The 17,052-nt window shown below is 64.1% G+C and carries 12 protein-coding genes; 3 read left to right on the top strand and 9 right to left on the bottom strand.

Going from position 1 to position 17,052, the window contains the following annotated elements:
- Positions 1-29: 29 nt before the first annotated feature.
- From F8N66_RS16995 to F8N66_RS16960, 8 genes are all read right to left on the bottom strand, one after another.
- A complete protein-coding gene (locus F8N66_RS16995) occupies positions 30-560 on the bottom strand; it encodes a response regulator (RefSeq protein WP_150771275.1) in 531 nt (176 codons plus the stop codon).
- Positions 561-782: 222 nt separating this feature from the next.
- The gene (locus F8N66_RS16990) at positions 783-1,751 is read right to left on the bottom strand and encodes a peptidylprolyl isomerase (protein WP_150771274.1); all 969 of its coding nucleotides are present in this window, start codon (positions 1,749-1,751) and stop codon (positions 783-785) included.
- A gap of 13 nt (positions 1,752-1,764) precedes the next feature.
- Positions 1,765-3,315: an ABC transporter substrate-binding protein gene (locus F8N66_RS16985; protein ID WP_150771273.1), complete on the bottom strand. Its 1,551-nt coding sequence runs from the start codon at positions 3,313-3,315 to the stop codon at positions 1,765-1,767.
- Between the two features lie 9 nt (positions 3,316-3,324).
- Positions 3,325-3,966, bottom strand: a complete 642-nt coding sequence (locus tag F8N66_RS16980; protein WP_150771272.1) for an SCO family protein — start codon at positions 3,964-3,966, stop codon at positions 3,325-3,327.
- Positions 3,963-4,616 carry an SCO family protein gene (locus tag F8N66_RS16975; protein WP_150771271.1) on the bottom strand — a complete coding sequence of 218 codons (654 nt, stop codon included), beginning with the start codon at positions 4,614-4,616 and terminating at the stop codon, positions 3,963-3,965. Before F8N66_RS16975 ends, F8N66_RS16980 begins: the two co-directional genes overlap by 4 nt.
- A 12-nt stretch (positions 4,617-4,628) precedes the next feature.
- Positions 4,629-6,581 carry a YncE family protein gene (locus F8N66_RS16970; protein WP_191623010.1) on the bottom strand — a complete coding sequence of 651 codons (1,953 nt, stop codon included), beginning with the start codon at positions 6,579-6,581 and terminating at the stop codon, positions 4,629-4,631.
- A 185-nt stretch (positions 6,582-6,766) separates the two neighbouring features.
- Positions 6,767-12,622 carry a manganese-oxidizing multicopper oxidase MnxG gene (gene mnxG / locus F8N66_RS16965; RefSeq protein ID WP_150771270.1) on the bottom strand — a complete coding sequence of 1,952 codons (5,856 nt, stop codon included), beginning with the start codon at positions 12,620-12,622 and terminating at the stop codon, positions 6,767-6,769.
- 207 nt (positions 12,623-12,829) lie between these two features.
- On the bottom strand, positions 12,830-13,438 hold the full coding sequence (locus tag F8N66_RS16960) for a lytic transglycosylase domain-containing protein (RefSeq protein WP_150771269.1): 609 nt from the start codon (positions 13,436-13,438) through the stop codon (positions 12,830-12,832).
- 206 nt (positions 13,439-13,644) lie between these two features.
- On the opposite strand from F8N66_RS16960, the gene gspG reads away from it, so the two are divergent.
- The 3 genes from gspG to F8N66_RS31505 all read left to right on the top strand — a co-directional run bounded on the left by gspG (position 13,645) and on the right by F8N66_RS31505 (position 16,018).
- Positions 13,645-14,094, top strand: coding sequence for a type II secretion system major pseudopilin GspG (gspG, locus tag F8N66_RS16955; protein WP_150771268.1), 450 nt, complete (start codon positions 13,645-13,647; stop codon positions 14,092-14,094).
- A gap of 14 nt (positions 14,095-14,108) precedes the next feature.
- Positions 14,109-15,296 carry a type II secretion system F family protein gene (locus tag F8N66_RS16950; RefSeq protein ID WP_150771267.1) on the top strand — a complete coding sequence of 396 codons (1,188 nt, stop codon included), beginning with the start codon at positions 14,109-14,111 and terminating at the stop codon, positions 15,294-15,296.
- Positions 15,297-15,463: 167 nt separating this feature from the next.
- On the top strand, positions 15,464-16,018 hold the full coding sequence (locus tag F8N66_RS31505) for a hypothetical protein (protein ID WP_191623024.1): 555 nt from the start codon (positions 15,464-15,466) through the stop codon (positions 16,016-16,018).
- A 126-nt stretch (positions 16,019-16,144) separates the two neighbouring features.
- On the opposite strand, the gene F8N66_RS16940 is transcribed toward F8N66_RS31505, so the two are convergent.
- Positions 16,145-17,041 (bottom strand): LysR family transcriptional regulator, encoded by an 897-nt coding sequence (locus F8N66_RS16940; protein ID WP_150771266.1) that lies wholly within the window; start codon positions 17,039-17,041, stop codon positions 16,145-16,147.
- Positions 17,042-17,052: the final 11 nt, after the last annotated feature.

Below are 17,052 nucleotides of genomic sequence, written 5' to 3'. Positions count from 1 at the left end.
GGCAGTTGCCGGAACGTCTTGTCGCGCCATTACTCCCCGGTGAGCAGTTGTTCGTCGTCTGGCGCTTTGGAGGCCGTACTTCGTCGGCGATCCGCCAGCACCCAACTACCGTCGTACAACTGCAGCGGGAAACTTTCGGTCCTGCTCTGGCGTCGTTCGACAAAGCCTTCGGAACTGCTCACGCCCGTGTTGGGTTCGCGCTGCATCCCCAGAAGATCAAGCACTGCACGGGCCAATTCCGCCAACGGAAAGGGTTTGAACAGGATGTGGCTGACTCCCAGTTGCCGGGCCCTTTCGCAAACTTCTGCGGTGGGGTGCCCTGTGATCAGCACAAAATGGCAATTCCTGTTCTGGCGGACGGCATCGAGCACCTCAAAACCTTCCATATCAGGCAAGCGGTAATCGAACACCATCACATCGGGTGAAAAACGTTCGGCTTCGCCGATGGCTGTTTCACCGTTGTGAGCTATCCGGACTTCCAGCGCTTGCGCCTGCAGGTAACCCTGGAGGTTTTCCGCTAGCAGCTGTTCGTCTTCAACAACCAGTACTTTGTTTAACAAGGTGGACTCCTTGAAACCGCAGGTCCGAATACCGAGCCTGGCGGAGTGCGCGCCTTGATAGGTCTAACGCACACTTCATGCCAGGCTGAGCGCCGGTCATTTTATGTCTTCATGTCCTTGAATTTACTGACAATGCCTTTTCGTCCACGTACCCCACCCCCCAATTGCGGGGAAAACCGGACGGGTGCGCCTTGAAGCTTTTCCCCACTTCTGGGGGACCGCTCAATCGTCGTCGATCCGTTCGATCCGATTGCTGGAACGCAGTTGTGCCAGCACCTGTAGACGGGCTTGAACCTGTTTCTGTCGGGCAAGATAAGCCCGAACCATGTCAAGTCCTTGCTCCTGTGTGACATCGCTGGCCTCCATTCGGTTCTCTAAATAAATCAGGTGCCATCCCACCGCCGTGCGCACCGGCTCGCCGATTTGCCCCGGTGACAGGGCGAACGCGGCCGCTTCGAATTCAGGCAGCATGCGCCCGCGCGGGAAAAAGCCCAGATCGCCGCCCTTGCTGGCAGATTCGTCCTCTGAACCGCTGCGGGCAACGCTGGCGAAATCCGTGCCCGGGCGACCCGCACCCTGATTGATAGTCGTACGCATTGCCTCCAAGCGTAGTCTCGCTGACGTTACAGTGGAAGCCTCCGCACCCTGAGGCACTTTGATCAGGATATGCCTGACCTGGATTTCCTCGGGCCGGCCCATCTCGGCGCGATGTTCTTCGAAAAACGCCCGCACCTGTTTTTCGTCCGGCGCGCCGACCTTCGTCAGTTCGGCGAACACCTGCTGGGCCGCCATATCGCGGCGGGTGTACTCGATATACGCAGCCTCATCGAAGCCGGCGTCTTCCAGGCGCCGGGCGAACACCTGCGCGCCGCCCATGCCCTGGCGCGTCTGTTCCACCTGGCTCTGCACCGTGGCATCGCTGATCACCACCCCGCGCTTGACGGCTTCCTGCCAGAGCAGTTCCTTGTCGATCAAGGCGTCCAGGGCGGCCTTGCGCAGCTGTTTGTACGCCGTGGGGTTGCGGATGCTGGCGACCGCCCGGCCCTGATCCTCCAGGTACTCGGCAAAATACCGCTCCAGGCGCATCTGGGAAATTTCCTCGCCATTGACCCGGGCCGCGACCGGACCATTGCTGCAGAACGCCGCAGGCACCCAGAAGGTCAACAGGATCAGCACAGTCTTGAGTTTCATCTTCGGCCTCCGGTCAGGGCATGGCGGTGATGGGTTTATAGGGGGCAACCAGGTAGAAGCGCTGGTCGGGCAGGTCCACGGTGACGACATGGGCGCCATTGAGGCCCAGCCGGCGGCCCGGTCCGAAGCTGATCAGCGGCGTCAGGCCGGTATCGAAGTCATGCAGGCCCTCCAGGGCGCTGACCAGTTTTTCGCGGCTGGCGTCGCGGCCGGCCTGCTTCATGCCCTCGCTGAGCAACATCATCGAACTCAGCGCGCCGACTTGCAGCACCGCATGTTCGCCGCCCAGGCGCTGGCGTTCGCGCAACTGGGTCAGGGCCAGGCGCCCGGCCAGCGTCCAGTCGCTGGGCACGAACGGGTACGCCAGGAACACCCGCCGGGAGAAACCGCTGGGCATTTGCAGCAAGTCACCGGCGACCTGATTCGACGCGGCGAACAGGTAAGGCACCTGCCCCGCCGTCTGCAAGCGCGCGGCCAGGCGACTGAAACCGCCGCCGTTGCCCAGGTAGAACACCGAGCGCGAACCCAGTGGCAATTCGTCCTGCGTCGACTGGTAGCTTTGCAGGCGCACTTTCTGCCACGCGTTGTCTTGCAGGTACTGGGCAAGTTTCTCCGCGGCCAAGCGTTGCCCGGGCTCGTCCGGGTAGGCGATCAGCGTCGGCCCTTGCAGCACCCGCAGGCTGGCGGCGGCGTAATTGGCCAGGGCAATCATCTGCTCGCGCAGCCCCGGCAGCGGTTCGAAGATTTGCCGGCTGGCCTGTGCTGTGCCTTGCAACGACAGCGTTCCGATCAGCGGCACGCCGGCCTTGTCCAGGCGCGGTGCCAACTCGGCATCCAGTGCCGGCGCCAGCGGGGCGACCAGGGCGAATACCTGTTCCTGCTCGATCAGTCGATTCAGCGCCCGTTCGGCGCTGGCACGGTCCGGGCCCGGGTCGAGGATGGTCAGGCGCAACTGCCGCCCGTGAATCCCGCCCGCTTCATTGATGCGCGCCACGCTGCCCTTGAGCACCGCCGCCACCGTGGCGCCCTCCTCGCCCAGCGCCCCGGTGCTTGGCAACAACGTGCCCAGGTGCAGGCTGTCGGGGCTCAAGCCCGGGTCGCGGTCATCGGCCAGGCGTTTGAGGTACGCCGTGAGGTTACGTTGATCGCCCATCGACAGCACGAAACGCGGCATCGCCGGGTCGAGCCGATTGTTGCCCGGGTCGCGCCCCTCCTGGATCGCCCGGGCCAGCGTGCGTTCGGAATACCCCGGGTAGGTGCGCCCGTTGATCTGCTGCTGGCCATAGCTGCTGCTGAGCCGCGTCCAGGTCAGTTCCGGCGGGCGTACCCCGCCCTCCGGGCGCCCCAGGCCGTCGGCACCGTGGCAGTTGGCGCACGGCAGGCTGGTGGCCGGCAGCAACATGCCCGACGCCCCGACCCGAGCCATGATCGGCTCACCGCTCGCCGACACCCCCTCGCGGTACAGCCGCTTGCCAGCGCTTTCGCTGGGGGTCAGCGGCAACGCCTGGGCATACATGCCAACGTTTGCGAGGAGGAGCAGACCGAGGATGAGGGCGCTTTTCATGGCGCAGACTCAACGACCGGCCACGGGCATTGCCAGCAACTGCAAGCGCTGGGCAATGGCGGCGGCCGGGGCATCGGGACGGATCTTGCTCCAGCGTTTGTTGGCCACATCACCCACGATCAACTGGGTTGAATGTTGCTCGGGCGTCGGCACGATCTGGCCGATACGGCTCAGCACCAGGTCCATTTGTGCCTTGTCGCCGGTAAGAAAAAGCCAGTGGGGCCCATCGACGCCCTGCTTCAAGGTGTAAGCCTTGAGCACCGCTGGCGTGTCCCGCAGCGGATCACTGGTAAGGGAAATAAAGGTGATGCCGTCGGCCTTGTCACCCAGCACTTCACGCACTTGCTTGAGCTTTTGGGTGATCAACGGGCAGGCATCGTTGCAACTGGTGAAAATCACATTGAGCAGCACCACGCGGTTCTGCAACGCATCGCTGTAGAAACGCAGGGTATTGCCGTTCTGGTCCAGCAGCGGCGTGTCGGTGAACCAGGTCTTGGCGTCACGGGTGCCGCCTGCCGGTTGCGCCGCGACCGCTTCGGGCGCCGCCGTTGCCGGTGCCGCCGCCGGTTGCCCATGCCCTTCGTGGGCCAGCGCCAGGAAGCTGATCACACAAGAACCCATCGTCAGGAGGATCGAAGCGAGCGCTTTCATGGCTGATGCTCCATGGCAATGGCTGTGTGCTTGGCGTGGGCGTTGCGCTGGCCGCTGAGCTTCTCGACCTCACGGGTGAGCACCGCCGGATCGGTGAAGCCGTAGTAACGCATCCAGTGGCGGCTGTTGCCGTCGCCCACCAGGATCAGGGGTTGATGATTCTTGAAGTCGCCGCTGAAGCTGCCCAGCCCCTTGAGGGTTTCGTTGACCGACTGCGGGGAACCGGTGATCCAGCTCCAGCCCGGACCGTTCTGGAATGTGCGGGCGTAGTCGTTCAGGCGTTTGGCGTCGTCGCGCTGCGGGTCAATGCTGATCGACACCAGTTGCACTTCGGTGCCCACCCGTGCGCCCAGCTGTTTCTGCACCTTGCCCATGATCGACGACACCACCGGGCAGACCGTGGTGCAACTGGTGTAGATGAAACTCATGACCACGATCTTGTTGCTGACCAGGTCTTTCTCCAGGCGCACGGTCTTGCCGTTCTGGTCCACCAGCGCCACGTCGGCGAATTTGACCTGGGCGCTTTCGGCGCTGGCGCTCTTGGGCGGCGTGTGACCGGCGTGTTCATCGGCCGAATGCGCCAGCGCCTGGCCGATTCCCACGGCCAACAGGCAGAGCGTCAGCAGTCCACGATGTGCAAATCGATTCATGTCCATGTCCTCTCAATGAGTTTCGCCGGGCAGCACCCGAACGCTGGCAAACGTCTGGTCGTCAAAGGTCGCGCCCAGGGAGGCCGCACGCACGTGCAGGTACCAGGCGCCTTTCTGGTCAAGCGTCACCGGGGCTTCATACACACCGTTGCCGACGTCCCGTGCCGCGACGAGTTGAGGCCGTGAGCTGGGCGCCAGGAAGTAGCGCACCTGAACGTCCTTGACGCCGCTGCGCTGGGCCTTCTGCTTGCCTTGCACGATGCGGAAACGCACCACGTAAGGGCTGCCCAGGGCCGCGGTGGATTGGTCGAGCATGAACTCCACTTTCGGCACGCCCGCGTGTTGCGCGATGCCCGGGTTCGCCTCCACCACGGTGCTGAAGCAATGGATGATGTTCGGTTGATTGAGCAGGAACGCCACGTCGAAACGCCCGGCGGCGGGCAGCTTGATCCGCGCGCTGTACAGCCCCGGCTCGACTTCGCGCAGGCTGCGGTCGATTACCATGGCCGCCCGCGCCACTTGCCCGCGGTTGGGGTAACCGGACATCGGCGCGTTCATGCCTTCGGCGTAGAAGTAAGTGGTGTTGTCCGACGGGTTGACCACGAACACCGAGTTTTCGTCCCGCGACACCGCCAGGCTCGACGCCAGCGGCAGGTCTCCGGCCAGGCGTGGCGGCTGGGTGCCCGCCTCGAAGCCCTGGCTGATCGGCTTGCGGCTTTCACCCAGCGACGACAGGTTGATCATCGTCACCTTGGGCGAGGCCAGTCCGCGCACGTAGGCATAGGCCTTGGTGAACACCACCTGATAGGGTTCGGCGGACACGTCCAGGTCATGGATCAGCGAATCGGTGGCGGCGTCGATCACCGAGGCCTGGTTCTCCAGGGTGTTGAGCACAATGCCGAAACGGCCGTCGGCGCTGAAGCCCATCGGGCCCAGGCCCTGCTTGAGCTTGATCACCCGCCGCACCGACTGGCTCGCGGCGTCGACCACGGTGACGGTGCCGTCCTTGCCGTCGGCCACATACGCGGCGCCGGACAGCGGCGAGTACACCACCGACAACGGGTGCGAACCGGTCTTGAGTTGTTTGACCAGGGTCAGGCTGGCGATATCGATGATGCTCAGGGTGCCGTCGTCGCGGTTGGTGACGAAGGCAAAACGGCTGTCCTTGCTGAAGGCGATTTCATGGTGCCCGCCGCCGGTGGCCAGGTGCTTGAGGGTTTTGTGGCTGGCGGTGTCGATCACCGTGACCCCGGATTGTTCGGCGGTCCTGGCATTGTTGCCCACCCACAGCAGGCGCTCGTCCGGTTGCAGGGCCACGCGCACCGGGTTGCTGCCGGCCGCCACCGAGTCGACGACCTTGAATTGTTCGCTGTCGATCACCGCGACCTCATTGGCGGTCGGCATCGACACGAAGACGCGTTTATTGTCCCGTGGCGTGACCCAGTCCATCGGTGGCTGCTTGATGTCGATCCGCGCCATGGTGCTGGTGATGCCGCCCACCGACACCGACGGATCGACCACCGAGACGCTGGCATCGCGGTTCATCACCAGCAGGAAGTAGCTGTTGAGGTCGAGCAGCGGCCGCGCGCCGATGCTTGATTTGAGGAACACCCCGACCCGGGCCTTGCAGCTTTTCTCGCGGCCCTGGGCCTGGTCGGCGGCCGTGGCTTCCGGGTCCAGCCAGGCGCCGGGCGCGACGCCGGCCAGCGGTTGGCCCGAGGCCTTGTCGGTGACGCGGAACTGCACGTCGGCAAACTCGCCTTCGCGCAGCACGCCGTCCTCGGCCAATGGCCGCACGTTGAGCGCCACCGACACGCCGTCACGCTCAAGGGTCTGTCCGGTCCAGGTGTTGGGCAGCGCGACATCGCTGAGCATGACCGGGGGCGACGTCCTCGCCACACCCATCCAGATCAGCGCGACCCCGATAACCAAGGCACCACTGGCGAATTTGATGGTCCTGTTCATTACAAAACTCCCCTTCAGATCTGTGTCTGCTTCACCACGACCCTGTGGGAGCGGCGGTGCGACGATTCGACTTGCTCGCGAAGAGGCCAGCACATACAACATTCATGTGTCTGACACTCCGCCTTCGCGAGCAAGCCCGCTCCCACAGGGATGGTGGTGTGTCCACCAACTCATCCCTACACCCACTACGGCACCGGCGCCGGTTCCGGCTCGTTGGTCACCCGCAGCAAGCCCCACAACCCGGCGGTATTGCCGAAGGAGGCGTTGTCGCGGTACAGGTAGTCCCCGGCGATCGCGTTGCTGCCCCCGGCGCTCGGGTGCATGAAGCTGAAGTGCGCCGCCGGCAGTACGCTTTCGCGGGCACCGATGTACATCGACATCGGGTTAAGCCCGAACTTCACCGACCCCACCCCCGGGGTGCCCATCGGATAGCCGCCGACATCGCTCTTCTCCGACTGGAACGGGTTGACCGACCAGACGTGGCCATCGAGCTGGAAGGTCGAACCGCGACTGCCACCGGACGGCATCAGGATGTGCGTACGGAACGGTTGCCCTGGCTTGACGTAGAACACCGGGGTTTGCGGATCGCCGTTCACCAGCGCGTTGCTGTACGCCATGTGCGCGTTCGGCACGTTGCCGTAGGTGCCAGGGCTGCCGGCGTGGCCGAACGGCGCATCCGGGGCCAGGCCGAAGCGGAACCACATCGGTTCGACCTTGTAGTTGATGGCCATGCTGGCGTTGTCCTTCGGATCGTTCGGCACACCGTTGCCTTCCGAGGCAATGCCTTCTACCGGCCGCCCATTGGCCCATCGGGTGTTCAGCGCGCGCTGCCAGACCATCGCGAAATCGCGGTAGGTGGTCTGCCCCGTGGCGGTGACCGTGGCCGAGGCGCGCTTGGCATCCTCGACCCAGGTCGAACCGATCGGCAGCACGCTCATCGCACCGCCCAGGCCTTTCTGCGGTTGCTTGATGACGTCCGCCGGGGTGAAGTTCAACCCGCCGAACTCCACCGCCGTGGCGTTGATGTTGTCGACATTGCGGCCCAGCTGGGTGATCGGTTTGCCTTCACGCTCCAGGTGCCCGGCGTAGTACTGGTAGGTACGGGTCGGGTACGCGCCGGTGTTGCCGACACGCGGTGGCACGGTCTGGATCGGGTTGGCGCCGACGTTGGCACCGTCCGACTTGGTGATGTCGTAGGACAGCAATTGCGCGTGCAGGCCGACATGGCTCGATGGCCGCAACAGGTTGTTGTTGAAGGTGGTCGAGCCCATGCCGTCGTTGCGGTCGCGCTTGGCGAGGCCTTGCAGGATCGCGGTCTGGGCCAGGTCCGGCATCACGCTTGGCAGACGGTTTTCCAGGGTGATGTTGATGCAGTCACCGGCCGCCGCGCGCAGGATCAGCGGTTCGACAGGCACACCGGGTTTGAGCTTGCCGGTAGTCGGGTCGAGGTCGCCCTTGCGCACATACAGGATCGCGGTCGGATCGTGCAGCGGCCCGCTTTGCCCGCCGATGGTGAAGGTCTCGCCATCTTCAGGGTCGGTGATGGTCACCTGCGGAATGCTCACGGTCCGCGAGTTCAGCACCAGGGTGCCCCCCGTCGGTTTCAGCGGCCCGCCGACATGTTGCCCGACACCCGCCGGGTCGCTGATGGACAGGCCCAATGGGTTGCTGAGGATGTCGTTGGCCAGTGCCGCGACCACTTCGTAATTGCGTTGCACGGTCGGCCGGGTGCCGATGCCATTGGGGTTGGCGCCGATCCGTGGGCAAATGCCGTCGAACGCCACGGTGTTGCGCATGCCGGTCGGCTTCGCGTTGTTCGGCAGCGGGAACAGATCGGTGCGCTGCGCGGTGTAGTTACGCATCACGCCCCAGATGCCGTTCCAGTAACCCTCGATGGAGGCGTCCATGGTGTACAGGTAGTCACCGGTGGTCGCCGCCGCGCTGGAGATCATCGACACCGGCGCATTGAAGCCCATCTGCTCGGAGATCCCGACCATCTGCGATGCGCGCCAGCCGGAGTTGGAGCTGTTGCCGAAGCCGGAGCCGCTTTGCAGCCATTTCACGCCGTGCAGGGTGACGTTGTGCTCCTCTTCGTGACCGCCGGCATGCACCCGCAGCCGCACGTTGTCACCGGTGTAGGTGCGCAGCATCGGGGTGAACGGGTCGCCCGGTTCCGCGCCGCCCTTGTTGATGTGAGGCGGGAAGCGGGTAGTACCGCCGGTGGGGCCGGTGGCCGAGGTGATCTGGTTCGGCGCCAGGTTCATCGCCGGGATCGCACGGTCGGTACGGCTTTGCATGGCATACGCCAGGTCGCCGCCGAGGCCGTCGGCCTGCATGCCGCGCTTGCCGTCCGGGCCGACCTTGTTCGGGTCGTACACCCGCAGGGCCAGCGGTTCGTTGCGGTAGTTGACGACGAACATGCCCGGGTCATCCACCGAGATCGCTTGCGGGCAAGGCCTGCTCGGGCAGCCCGGTTTCACGCCGCCGCGCAGTTCCACCACGGCTTCTAGCAACTGGCTGGTGTTGTCACGCACCGGCGGGTTGATCGCGTAGCGGAAGCTGTCGGCCGTGGCCGGGTACGCTTGCGGGTCAGGGATGCCATTGGGACCGGCGCCCACGTAGACACCAGCTTCATAGGCGTGCTGGAAGTCGCTGTATTCGAGGAAGAACTCACGGAAGCTGTCGTTCTTGCCGTCGTTGTCCAGGTCACCGGTGGAAATCACCGCCTGCCACGAGGTCGGCCCACCGTCCTGCCGCGCGCCGTTGTACAACAGCTCGCCGGTTTCGGCGTGGAACCAGGTGGAACCGGCAGGCTCGGCCAGCACGGTGGCATACAGGCCAATCTGTTGGTGAGTCGATGGGCCGAGGTGGTCGTGGGTGAAGATGGTGCCCAGGCCACGGTCGACGCCATAGGTGTTGACCACCGGATCGACGAACCAGCGTTGCATGGCCGTTCGCGCCCCGACCCAGTCGGACCGGCCGAACTGGCCGAAGTACGGGTGGTTCTTGGCTTTCGGACAGGCCGCGGTGCCGTCGCGCGAATCGGTGCCTTCGCACTGGTTGTACTCGCGGATGGCGTGGATGCGTTCTTGCACGGCACCCGGGGAGAGCACGCCGTCTTCATAGTTCCAGCCGTTGGACGAACCGTCCGCCGCGGTCAGGTCCCATTTCGGCAGGTGGATGTGCTGGCCGATCACGTCGGTCGGCGTGCGCACCTGATAGTCGTCCATCTCATAGGTGGCCGGCACCAGGTTGGTTTGCTGGTACTGCACGCAGTCGAAGGTGTTCATGCGCATCACCAGCGGCTCTGGCGGACGCTGCTTGGTGATCACCGGCCAGGCGTCTTCCCACAGGGCCAGGATGCGCGCTTGCGGGAAGTGGTAGCCGACCTTGTTGTATACCGCATCGAACTGGATATTCGCCGCCTTGTAGATCCGTGGACGGTCGGCGGTGAAGATCGAGGAACCGCTGAACGACATGCCGTCGAGGCGATCGCCGCTGGCAAATTCGCCGATACCGGCGCTGCTGGTCAGGCGTTTTTGCCGGTCATCCATGCAGGGTTCGTAGTACGGCGCACCGGCCACCGGCAAGGCGCCGTTGGTGCGGAAGTTGCGCGCCACGACCTGGCTGCCAGGCAGCACGGCGAAGCTGGGGTGATCCTTTTTCGCGTGGAAGGCCATGGCCGCCTGTTCGACTTCGGTGCCTTCTTCCGGCAGGTAGATCGGTTTGGCCCGGGTCACGGACTTGGAGAAGTCCAGCGAGGTGGTGATGGTCTCGGCTTCGCCGCCCTCGGAGACGCCGCCCAGGGCATGGCGCGGCAAGCCGCCGTCCCAGCCGCCCGACGAGGTCGGGTCGAGGTTGGCCCACAGGGCGTTGCCGCTGGCCTTCAGGGCTTGCGCGGTGGCCGCGTCGAGCATGTCCAGCGGTGGGGTCGGCGGGCGTTGGCCAACCGAGCTTTCCATGCCGCCGATCCAGAATGGATAGCCAGGGTTTTTCAGGGTGCCGTCGGCATTGCGGTTGGCATCACTGCGATCGATCAGCGCCAGGGAACCGATGGCCTTGGCACCACCGCCACCATGGTGCTCGCCGTCGTCGTCGCCTTCTTCCTGCTCCTCATCGTCATCGTCGTTGGCAGCCACCAGGGTTTCACCGACTTTCGGTACGACCGCGACTTTGCCCGGCATCGGTGCCATGGCTTTGCCAGGCAGTGGCACCACGGCGGGGATCGGTGTGCCGGCAACGATTTCGCCATCGGGCAAGGCCCGGGCGCCGGCCGCCGGTTTACCGTTGCGCAGGGCATAGGGTTCGGTGTGGAAGCCGTCGCTGCCTTGCTGCGAAACCTCCAGCTTGGTGCCTTCTTCAAACACATCGTGCACCCGCCACATGGCCCACATGCCTTGGGCGAAGTGCGGGTAGAAGTGGCAGTGATAGATCGCGTCGCCCGCTACCCGGTTACGGTTGCCCGAGCCGCCGTTGGCGATTTCGTAGGTGTAGCCGGCGCCCGGTCCAATGCCCTGGGCGTCCACGTAGTCGGAGTTGTCATCGTTGGGGTTGAACAGCCACTGATGGCCGTGCAAGTGGAAGATATGGTGCTCGTAGCCGTTGTGGGTGTTGCGGAATTTGACGAAGTCGCCGATGTAGCTGTGGGCAACGTTCGACGGCTCGGACGGAAACAGCGCCGCGGTCGCCTTGACGCCCACCTGGTCGGCGCGCGGTGCCTGGCCGGGGGCGATGCCCTCCAGGCCTGAGTTGGCCGGCACGTCCACCAGCATCGCCACGTCACCGACGGTGTGCGCACTGAGGAAAAACTCTTCGTAGGCGCAGGACAGGCAATCGTGCATCGGTCCCACGCCCAGGCGGTTGGCGACCACTTCGGCGCCCATGCCGCCAGAGCCGTAGTTGATCATGAACGAGTCGCGGGTCGGCTCCAGCACGTGGGCCATGACCGGGTCGGCAAAATACGCCGGGAAGGCCTGGGTCACTGCGGTTTCGTCCTGGAACTGCGCGGAGAAATCGCGGAACGGCTCCAGCCGGTTGGGGATCGCCGGGTTGCGTTTACCGACGCTTTCCAGTGGATAGGTCGAGGCCGGGAAACTGCCGTCGGCGTTGCTGCCCATGACGATCGCGTCGGCTTCGCTGGAGACGATTTCATTGCCGTCGACCATGTTGATGATCGGCTTGCCGGCCTTGCCTTCGCGAATCCACGGTTGGCGCTGCGGGTAACGGGCCTGGTAATCGACAATGGGGTGACCGGCGGGGGTGCGGCCGGTGCTGGCCAGGCGCATTTCTTCTTCGGTGATGGTGTTGCGGTAGCTGCGGCCACCCTTGGGCATGACCGCCACCTGGCCGAACAGGCCGTTGGCATTGTTGCCGGCCGCGCCCTCGCCACCAAACGTCGCGCCACGGCTGCTCACCGTGAACGCCCCTTCGCGTTCGGCGTACAGGGTGTAGGAGCGACTGGCGCCGGGGGCGACCAGGGTGTTGGCGTTGCGCCCGGTGTAGGACGCGATGTCATCGATGCTGTTGACCGCCTGCATGCCGTTGACCTGGAAACCGACATGCCGGTCAGCCACCTGCTCGTTGGCCTTGAACGCTTCACCACCGGCACCGATTTCGATGCCTTCTTCCTCCTCGCCCTCTTCACCTTCCTCCTCTTCACCGTCGCTGCCGGAGCCGGGGTTGGCCTGGTACGCCAGCAGGTTTTGCAGGTTGACGGTCAGGCAGTCACCGGCGGCGACCCGCAGCACCAGCGGACGCGGACGCTTGTCGGCACGCAACGACACCTTGCCCGGCACCGCGGCGCCGCCTTCGGCCAGGGAAATCTGATGGTCGTCGACCACGTCGCGGCGCAAGGCGAACATCATGCCGTTGATGTTCTGCGCCCCCAGGCGGTTGAACATCAGCGGCTGGTCCAGCGCCACGACGTTGGCCACCAGATTGCGCTCACATCGCGCAGCGGCCTCGGCGATTTCGATGCCCAGCATCGATACGGCCAACAATAGCCAGGGGAGAATGGATGGAGCGTGGTGTATGCCAGTCATGATCACGGGCCTCGCTGTGGGTAGCTCACAGGGAATAATTCTCGACAAGAGTCTTTCAGCAATCTGCATGCCATAAAAAATCTGTTTTATTTTCAATCAGTTGTGATTACCACTTCATTCATCGGGGGAAATTCCCCACTTATTCCCCAATTTTTCGCCGGGGCCACCCTCCCCCAATGTTGGGGAAAACCACCCCGACGTTTTCGCTCAGAGCGGGGCGTCCGCGGCCAGACCCTGCAAACGCCGGTACTGGTTCAACACGTTGGGCACATAGCGCTGGGTTTCGGCGAACGGCGGGATCACGCCGCCACGGCTGAGCACCGCCTGGGGACCGGCGTTGTAGGCGGCCACGGCGAGGGCGATGTCGTTGTCGAACATCGTCATCAGGCGTTTGAGGTAGCGGGCGCCCCCCTGGATGTTGGCCTTGGGGTCATAGACGTTGGTCACGCCCAGCTCGCGGGCGGTGTCGGGCATCAATTGCATCAACCCGCCCGCGCCCCTGGGCGACACCGCGCTGGCGTCATAACGGGACTCGGCCTGGATCACCGCGTGCAGCAACGCCGCGGGCAATTGATTGTCCGTGGCCGCCTTGGAGACCAGCTCGGCGTAGGGCCGCGCGGCAATCATTTGCGGCTGCTGGTCGAGGCTGACGGCCGCCACTTCGGCCTCGCGAATGACCCGATCGTAGTGGCGACCGGGGCGGTGGACGTTGGACAAAACGAAGTTGCCTTTGGCGTCCACCGAGACGAACACATCGGCCTGGGCGACGCCCGCCAATAGCGTCAAGCCGAGCAGTCCCGTGGTGAGAGTTTTCATTGTTCTACCTCCCCTGCCCGGCCCCGAAAAATGGGGGTAATGCCCCAATGGCCGGTCGTTTATCAGCCATACGCAAGCACTGTGCCGAAACCTGGGAGGGCCGTAGTACGGGGGGTTCAGAAGGTAGAAGAAAGCTTTGCCAGTCCTGTGCATGGCAATTGCATATGTCCCTGTCGCGACCCTTCTGCCGACTGTGTGAGGTCATCATGAAACAGCGACTGTATTGCGCCCCGCGTCATTCTTCCCCGAGCGCCCAGCGCGGGTTCACCCTGCTTGAACTGTTGGTGGTGCTGGTGGTGCTGGGGCTGTTGGCCGGCATCGTCGCGCCGAAATATTTCGCGCAACTGGGCCGATCCGAAGTGAAGGTGGCCAAGGCGCAGATAGAAGGCCTGGGCAAGGCCCTGGACTTGTACCGGCTGGAAGTCGGCCATTACCCGTCGACCGAACAGGGCTTGCAGGCACTGGTCACCGCGCCCAGCGATGAAACCCGCTGGACCGGTCCGTACCTGCAGAAAAAACTGCCGCAAGACCCATGGGGCCGGAACTACACCTACCGCTACCCCGGCGAAAACGGCGAGTACGACCTGCTGTCCATGGGCAAGGATGGCCAACCCGGTGGCGAAGGCGAAAACGCCGAAGTCACCAGCTGGCAATGACGGGAATGGCGACCATGCGTTTTCACCTCAAAGCAGTGGGCAAGGCCGGCGTGGTGTCGATGACCGTCGAGGCGCCGGGCCATAGCGAAGCCCGGCGCATCGCCGAGGACCAGGGCCTGCGGGTGGTCAGCCTGCACGCCGAGCGACACTGGCGGGCGCTGCGCCTCAAGCAACGGGAAACCTTCAACCTGGTGCTGTTCAGCCAGGAGCTGACCACGCTGCTCAATGCCGGCCTGCCGTTGATCGACGCGCTGGAAAGCCTGGCGGAAAAGGAAAACGCGCCCCAGGCCCGCAAAACCCTGAGCGAACTGGTGCGCCTGCTGTATGAAGGCAAATCGTTCTCCCAGGCCTTGGGCCAGTTGTCGGCGGTGTTCCCGCCCTTGTACGTGGCGTTGGTCCAGTCCAGTGAAAAGACCGGTGCCGTGGGCGACGCCCTGGGCCGCTACGTCAGCTATCGCCAGCGCATGGACGAGGTTCGGCAGAAGATCGTCAGCGCCTCGATCTACCCCATGCTGTTGCTGGTGGTAGGGGGTGGCGTGGTGCTGTTCCTGATGGGTTATGTCGTGCCGCGCTTCAGCCTGGTGTTCGAAGGGCTGGGGTCGAGCCTGCCGTGGCTGTCGCAGATCCTGATGAGCAGCGGCATGTTCCTGCATGCCCACCAGGGCGAGTTCTTCGGCGCCTTCGCGACCGTCGTGGTCGCCCTCGCCTTCCTTCAGCGCCAGCCCTCCTTTCGCCGGGGCCTGGACCGCCTGATCGAAAAACTCCCGGCCGTGCACCAGCGCATCTTCATGTACGAACTGGCGCGGTTCTACCGGTCCCTGGGCATTCTGCTACAGGGCGGCATTCCCCTCGTCACCGCCATGGGCATGGTGCGCAACCTGCTGACCGTGGCCTCCCGCGCGCGCCTGGACCAGGCCTGCGAACGGGTGCGCGAGGGGCAATCCCTGTCCACCGCGCTGGAACTCAACCACCTGGTGACCCCGGTGTCCCTGCGCCTGCTGCGTGCCGGCGAACAGTCCGGCAACCTGGGGCAAATGATGGAGCGCAGCGCCGACTTCTACGACGAAGAAATCAGCCGCTGGATCGAATGGTTCGTACGGCTGTTCGAACCCTTGCTCATGACTTTTATCGGCCTGTTGATCGGCGTGATCGTGATCCTGATGTACATCCCGATTTTCGAACTGGCCTCGAGCATTCACTGAGCCCTCTGGAATGGGCCTTGGCGGCCAATTGCAGAATTCATCAACGTTGTAACCGAATAAATCCGTACGCGCAGGTGTTTACCAACGTCCCTGCCGAATAAATGATCCCGGCAGTGCGTTGCAGTGTTCATCAACGTTCCAACCCGAAGAAGAAAACGGAGAACGACATGCACATCAACAAGCTTTTACTTGCAGTAGCTATTGGCGCGGTTTTGTCGGCGTCTACCGTATTGATTCCGGACAGCGTGTCCGATATGTCGAGTGCCCAGGCGAAAGAAGGCGGTAGTGGTGGGGGCGGCGGCGGAAACGGCGGTGGGGGCGGCGGCAATGGCGGTGGTCACGGCGGCGGTAATGGCGGTGGCAGTAGCGGCAGCGGTCACGGAGGCAGTAGCGCAGGCAACAGTGGCAGCGGCCATAGCGGAAGCGACCATGCTGGCAGCACAGCCTCGAACTCGGGACGCAGCAGCACCCATTCCGAACCGGGTGACGACCATGGGGTTCATCGTTCGGGCGATGACAATGGTGTCCACCGTTCGGGCGACGACAATGGCGTCCATCGTTCGGGCGACGACAACGGCGTGCACCGCTCCGGCGATGACAACGGCGTCCATCGTTCAGGCGAAATCGGTGATGACCACGGTATTCATCGGGCCGGCGAAATCGGCGATGACCGCGGTCTGCACGCCGCTGGCGAGCCAGGCGATGATAAACGCGTGAACTGACTTGCACTCACCCCTGTGGGAGCGAGCCTGCTCGCGAAAGCGGAGTGTCAGACAACAGATGTGTTGCCTGACACTCCGCTTTCGCGAGCAAGCCCGCTCCCACATTGGATGGGGTGAATTGACGATCTACAACCCACCCTCACACCGGTCCAACCGCTCACGCAAGAACTCGATCAACGCCTGCACCGGTCGCGATGATTGCCGGTGTTGCGGGTAGACCGCCGACAGCGTCAGCGGCTCGGGCCGAAATCCATCCAGCACCGCCACCAGCCTTCCCTCCTTCAATGCCGAACCGACGATGAACGTCGGCAGGTAGGTAATCCCCATTCCGGCAATCGCCGCGTCCTTGAGCAACTCGCCATTGTTGACCCGCATCCGCCCGGTGACGTTGACGGCCAGCGGCTTGCCCTGCCCCGCGAACCGCCATTGCACCTGGCGACCGTGGCCGTAAGGCAGGCAGTCATGGGCCAGTAGATCTTCCGGCTTGAGCGGCGTGCCCCGGTCGGCCAGGTACGCGGGGCTCGCGCAGTACACGCGCTCGATGGAAGCGATGCGCCGGGCAATCAACGTCGAGTCTTCGAGAACGCCGATGCGCAAGGCCAGGTCGTAGCCCTCACCGAGCAGGTCCACCGGGCGATCGCTCAAGTCCACTTCCACCGTGACGTCACGGTAGCGTTGCAGGAACAACGGCAGCAGACAGCCCAGGTGCGCCAGCGCAAACGACAGCGGCGCGCTGATGCGCACCGTGCCGCGTGGCTCGGTGGTTTGCCCGGCGATGCCCTGTTCCACTTGTTCGACCTCACCCAGCAGGCGCAGCGCCGATTCGTAGTAACTCTGGCCCAGGGGCGTGACGTCCAGGCGCCGCGTCGAGCGATTGAGCAGGCGCACCCCGAGGCGCTCTTCAAGCTGCATCAGGCGCCGGCTGACGAATTGCTTGGACAGGCCCAATTGATCGGCGGCGGCGGTGAAGCTGCCGGACTCCATGACCTGGCAAAAAATACGCATGTCTTCGAACGGGTTCATTGTCACTTCCT

The organism is Pseudomonas fluorescens, assembly GCF_902498195.1.
Lineage (GTDB): Bacteria > Pseudomonadota > Gammaproteobacteria > Pseudomonadales > Pseudomonadaceae > Aquipseudomonas > Aquipseudomonas fluorescens_BU.
The sequence above is the reverse complement of the archived record's forward strand: the minus strand, read 5'-3'. Positions and strand labels throughout refer to the sequence as shown.